Origin of the sequence: Kineosphaera limosa NBRC 100340 (assembly GCF_000298215.1) — a bacterium.
GTDB classification, from domain to species: domain Bacteria; phylum Actinomycetota; class Actinomycetes; order Actinomycetales; family Dermatophilaceae; genus Kineosphaera; species Kineosphaera limosa.
The window spans coordinates 1-5,113 of the sequence record NZ_BAHD01000132.1; the positions used below are offsets into that span (position 1 = coordinate 1).

Sequence of the window (5,113 nt, forward strand, 5' to 3'; positions counted from 1 at the left end):
CTCGGAACGTGGGCAGGTACGAGCGAATCATGTATATGCAGCTCAAGACCGGGCACGACACTGATCGCGGGCCGGCGTGGATCGTGCGAATGCGATTCACGCGCACATGGCGGACGGCTTACGTGCACGGGCGAACACTGCGTCGAGTGACAGGGATGGCCGAAGCCAACTTCGACTCAAACTTCTACGACGTTGAAACCGGTGAGGAGTTCTGGGTGTCCGGCCCGAAACGTGACCGTTCGGACGGTCGCTACACCAGCCAGCGCCCGCAGGTCGACGAGGACGCGCGCGAAGCCTATGAAGCGTTCCTGCGGGGCGCTCCCCTTCCGGGTCGTGAGACCGGCTAGAGCCGTGAGGTCCACTCCCCTGACGGCCTGCCGCGGTCTGCCAGCAGGTTGCCCAGCGCCCCGGTCGCGCAGCCGACGTCGATCACTGATTTGGGTTTGTGGTGAACTAAGTACATGCCCCCAACTGTCGCCCGGGATGACGTCAGAAAAGTGCAGGTCAGCGCCTCGGGACAATCACGGGCAAGGGGGGCATGTACTTAGTTCACCACCGCAACATAAGCGGATTGGTGAGCAGCGCCCAGCGCTCACCGACTCGTACCGAGGTGATCCGTCGCGCACTCGCCCGGCCGCAGAACGCCGGTGCGAGCTGACGTAGCGACTTCTCGACGCACTGGGGAGGCTCGTCCTGGCTGACCCTATCGCGTTACTGCAGGTCAGGGCCGTGGGCGCAATCGGTCGGCGGCTCCCAGTGCGTCGAAAAGTCGCTACGTCTGTCGTAACTCGTGCGGTCGCTGCAACAGCGTGCGCGGCCAACGGGTCGTACGGGGCGTACGGCCACCAGAGCATGAACTGCCACGCGAACGGCATCACCACGCGCCACCAGCGCGGTCAGCGGCGCGGATTGGCGCAGCGAATCCTTAGCCTGGGCGCAGCGAATCCTTAGCCAGGGTGCAGCGATTGGTGGCCCCGACGATCACGACGCCGATCGTGCACTGGGGCAAGCGGGTCTTCGGGAGATCGACCCGCGCACACTCATCCTCATTTCTGCCAATAAATGAAGCTATGATGGCGGTATGGCCTCACTTCCGAGCCTCTTCGCCGTGTCGTACGAAGAGTGTGAGTGGGACGAAGCGCCGGTGCCCGGCATGACGCGCGCCGAGCGGCGCCACCTCGGCAGGCCGTACCGCGCCTCTGTCCCCGCCCGCATCGCGGACGCGGGCATCGAGCTCGCCTCGGCTCTGGCTGCTGACGCTGATGAGGCGACGATCGAGCTGGCCCGCTTCGACGCTGGCATGGGTGGTGAGCTGGCGCCGTTCTCGGCGGTGTTGTTGCGCAGCGAGGCCGCGTCGTCCTCTCAGATCGAGAATCTCAGCGCCTCCGCTCGTGCCATCACCGAAGCCGAGATCACTACCGGGCGTGGCAACGCCGCGGTGATCGTCGGCAACACGGCTGCCATGCGGGCCGCGATCGAGCTGTCCGACCGGCTCGACGCCAACGCGATCCTGCAGATGCACGACGCCCTCCTGCGCGCCAGCGCGCCCCGCATCGCCGGGCGCTGGCGCCAGGAGGCGGTGTGGATCGGTGGCCGCGGATCGACGCCGCATTCGGCGGACTTCGTCGCGCCGTACCACTCTCGAATCCCGGCCGCCATCGACGACCTGTGCGCCTTCCTTACGCGCGACGACCTCCCGGTCCTCGTGCAGGCGGCGATCGGCCACGCGCAGTTCGAGACGATCCACCCGTTCCCCGACGGCAACGGCCGAACGGGCCGAGCCCTCGCACAAGCGGTCCTGCGCGCCAAAGGGCTGACGCGGCTGGTCACCGTGCCGGTCTCGAGCGGACTGCTGGCCGCCCGGGACGACTACTACGCGGCGCTCGATGCCTACCGTGGCGGCGACGTCACGCCGATCGTCACCTCGTTCGCGGACGCTTCACGCGTCGCCGTCGACCTGGGACAGATGCTGGTGCACGATCTGCGCACCGTCCGGGACGACCACGCACAACGCCTGGCGGGCCTGCGGTCCGACTCCGCAGCGCGACGCCTCGCTGAGGGCCTGTTCACTCACCCGGTGATCGACGCCGGCCTCGCGGAGCAGATCACCGGAGGCACCAACGTGCACCGGCACATCGAGGCCCTGGTCAGGGCTGGCATCCTCGTCGGGCGGGCCGACCACAAGACCCGCGGCATGTTGTGGCGCTCCCCGCACATTCTCCAAGCCCTCGACGACCACGCAGCCCGAGTCCCGCGGCGGCGAGGCTGACCTGGGGCGTCGTGTGGGCCCGCGGGGCCCGGCTGATCCAACACCTCGCCAGAAGCGCCGGCTCAGCCGAAAGTACGACCGCGTCCCCTCCTCGAGCACGGGACGACCCGAGCCCCGGGACCGATGTGTCGAACACCGGCTCCCATCGATCGTGGAGGAACCAACAAAGGGATCCAGCCACCACGACGAAAGGACTCATCCCGTGACGACCCAGCGAGCCGACCGAACCGCGCTTCACACTCCGCTGCCGACCTCGAATGTCCCCATCCAGACGAAGCTCGCCGCAGCCTGGACGAGCTTCATGTTTCTCTACGTGTACGTCGACCTCCTCGGCCTCTACAAGCCGGGCATGGTCGAAGACATCCTCAAGGGCAAGGTCTTCACGTTCGACATCAGCCAGACCTTCGCGGTCAGTGCGCTCGCGGCCATGTCGATCCCCGCCCTCATGATCGTGCTCTCCACGACGCTGCCGGCCCGAGCCAACCGCATCACGAACCTCGTCGTGGCCACCCTTCTCATTCCCTACATGGCGTTCAATCTGGCCGGCGGCGAATGGCTGCTCTACTACGGTCTGGGCCTCGCGATCGAGCTGGTCCTCCTCGCCTTCATCGTCCGCTCCGCCTGGACCTGGCCCCGCACGCCCGCGGGTGCCTAGCCTGAACCAGTGACCCCCGGATGGCGTTCGCTCTTACGCGAGCCGCGTCCCACCGACCCTCCGCCCGTGGGTCGGTGGGACTGGGTTCTGGCCGCCGGGTTCGCGGCAGCGGCGCTGGCCGAGGTCGTCGCCCGCTCGGACCTGGCCTGGCGCCCGCTCGTCGCCGTGCTCGTCGTGGCGCTCGCCCCCGCCCTCCTCCGGCGTCGGAGCCACCCCCTGCTGACCTGCCTCGTGGGTTTCGGTGTCGCCGGTCTGCTGTCTGTGCTCCAGCTCGTGACCAGGAGTGCAGACGTGGGCCTGAGCTCCATGTTCGTGATCCTGATCCTGCTCTTCGCCTTGGTCCGCTGGGGTTCGGGTCGCGAGATCGTCCTCGGATTGCCGTTCGTCGGCGCCGTCGTCGCGCTGGGCATGGTTGCGACCGAAGCAGCGAGAGCTGAACTGATCGGTGGGAGTCTGCTCGTCCTGCTGTTCATCGCCCTCGCTGCGGTGTTCCGGTATCGCGCCGACCTGTGGGCCCGCCGGCACCGGGAGATCCGCAACGAGGAGCGCCTCTCTCTGGCCCGCGAGCTACATGACACCGTGGCTCATCACGTCTCGGCCATCGCGGTGCAAGCGCAAGCCGGCAGCGTCGTCATCGCCACCCAACCCCAGCAAGCAGCAGTCATACTCGCCGCGATCGAGTCCGAGGCGTCTCGCACCCTTGCGGACATGCGGGCCATGGTCCAGGTGCTCCGCGCCGACGAATGGGACGTCTACGCACCCCAGCAAGGGGTTGCCGACCTGGCCACGCTCGCACGTCGAGATGGCGTGCCCACCGTCGAGGTCTCGGTGGCCGCGTCAGCGCTGGGCCTACCCCGACCCGTCGATACCGCGATCTACCGGCTCGCCCGGGAATCTCTGACCAATGCCACTCGCCACGCCCAGGGTGCGACCCGAGTCCAGATCGACGTCGACCGGGTGGGGGACGTGGTGCGGTTGCGGGTCACCGATGATGGGCTCGCCCTTCCGAAGCAGGGAACCGAACCGGGATACGGCCTGAGGGGTATGGCCGAGCGCGCTGAGCTCCTCGGAGGAACCCTCACCGCCGGCCCCGAGCCCGGCGGTGGATGGGCCGTCGCCGCCACTCTTCCGGCGACAATGCCGACGTGAGCATTCGCGTCGTGGTGGCCGACGACCAGGACCTCGTCCGGGCCGGGCTCGTGATGATCCTCGGGGCCCAGCCTGGCCTGGAGGTGGTAGGGGAGGCGGCCGACGGTCTTCAGGCACTCGAAGTGGCAACGCGGCTGCGCCCCGATGTTCTCCTCATCGACATCCTGATGCCGGGGCTCGATGGGGTGGAGGTGACGCGGCGCCTGGCGGGGCCGGACGCCACAGACCCGATGGCAGTCGTCGTGATCACGACATTCGACCTCGACGAGTACGTGCTCGGCGCCTTGCGGGCCGGGGCGCGCGGATTCCTTCTCAAGAACGCCGGGCCGCAGCTCCTCGTCCAGGCCATCCATGCGGCCGCCAACGGGGATGCGCTGATTGCCCCGAACGTGACGCGGCGCCTGCTGCAGACCTTCGCCGACCGAGCGCCTGCGACGCCGACCCAACCCCTCCACCCGCTCACCGAGCGCGAAGAGGAGGTGCTCGTGCTCGTCGCCCGTGGCCGCAGCAACGCCGAGATCGCCGCCGAGCTCTTCATCAGCCTGAGCACCGTCAAGACGCATATCGCCTCGTTGATGGCCAAACTCGGGGCCCGCAATCGGGTCGAGGTGGCGATCTGGGCTTACGACACCAAGCGGGTCTGAACTTGGCTGGAGAGGCCAAAGCCCGCCCAGGGCAGGTCTTGCGGATTCTCTGGGAAGTGTTCTTCCAGGCGATTCAGACTGCGGGTGTTCTGGGGGTCACAGTGAGCTGACCGCCGAGAGCGTCGATGACTTTGGCAATGGTCTGGAATGAGGGGTTGCCGGTCGAGCTGAGCGACTTGTAGAGGGACTCGCGGCCCACGCCAGAGGCTCGGGCGATCTCGCTCATTCCCTTGGCCTTGGCGATGTCGCCGAGTGCAGCCTGGAGCAGGGCCGGGTCGCCACTGCGTGCGGCTTCGTCGAGGTAGGCGAGCATGTCCTCGGTGGTCTCGAGGTAGTCGCTGGCGTCCCAGCGGTTGAGTGTCACTGCCATGACTGCTCCTCTCGGATCTGAGCGGT

General features: G+C 67.7%; 6 protein-coding genes. 5 read left to right on the forward strand and 1 reads right to left on the reverse strand.

Annotation, left to right across the window (positions count from 1 at the left end):
• From KILIM_RS21500 to KILIM_RS21520, 5 genes are all read left to right on the forward strand, one after another.
• Positions 1-347: hypothetical protein (locus KILIM_RS21500; protein ID WP_306302374.1), on the forward strand; the 347-nt coding region annotated here is incomplete at its 5' end.
• A gap of 734 nt (positions 348-1,081) precedes the next feature.
• A complete protein-coding gene (locus tag KILIM_RS21505) occupies positions 1,082-2,269 on the forward strand; it encodes a Fic family protein (RefSeq protein WP_006594873.1) in 1,188 nt (395 codons plus the stop codon).
• Between the two features lie 202 nt (positions 2,270-2,471).
• A complete protein-coding gene (locus KILIM_RS21510; RefSeq protein ID WP_006594874.1) occupies positions 2,472-2,924 on the forward strand; it encodes a DUF6326 family protein in 453 nt (150 codons plus the stop codon).
• Between the two features lie 66 nt (positions 2,925-2,990).
• Positions 2,991-4,073, forward strand: coding sequence for a sensor histidine kinase (locus KILIM_RS21515; protein ID WP_255247700.1), 1,083 nt, complete (start codon positions 2,991-2,993; stop codon positions 4,071-4,073).
• Positions 4,070-4,717, forward strand: a complete 648-nt coding sequence (locus KILIM_RS21520) for a response regulator (protein WP_006594876.1) — start codon at positions 4,070-4,072, stop codon at positions 4,715-4,717. The genes KILIM_RS21515 and KILIM_RS21520 overlap by 4 nt, the downstream gene beginning before the upstream one ends.
• Positions 4,718-4,790: 73 nt before the next feature.
• Here the strand turns inward: KILIM_RS21520 and KILIM_RS21525 are convergent, their stop codons facing one another.
• Positions 4,791-5,087 (reverse strand): addiction module antidote protein, encoded by a 297-nt coding sequence (locus KILIM_RS21525; RefSeq protein ID WP_006594877.1) that lies wholly within the window; start codon positions 5,085-5,087, stop codon positions 4,791-4,793.
• Positions 5,088-5,113 lie beyond the last annotated feature (26 nt).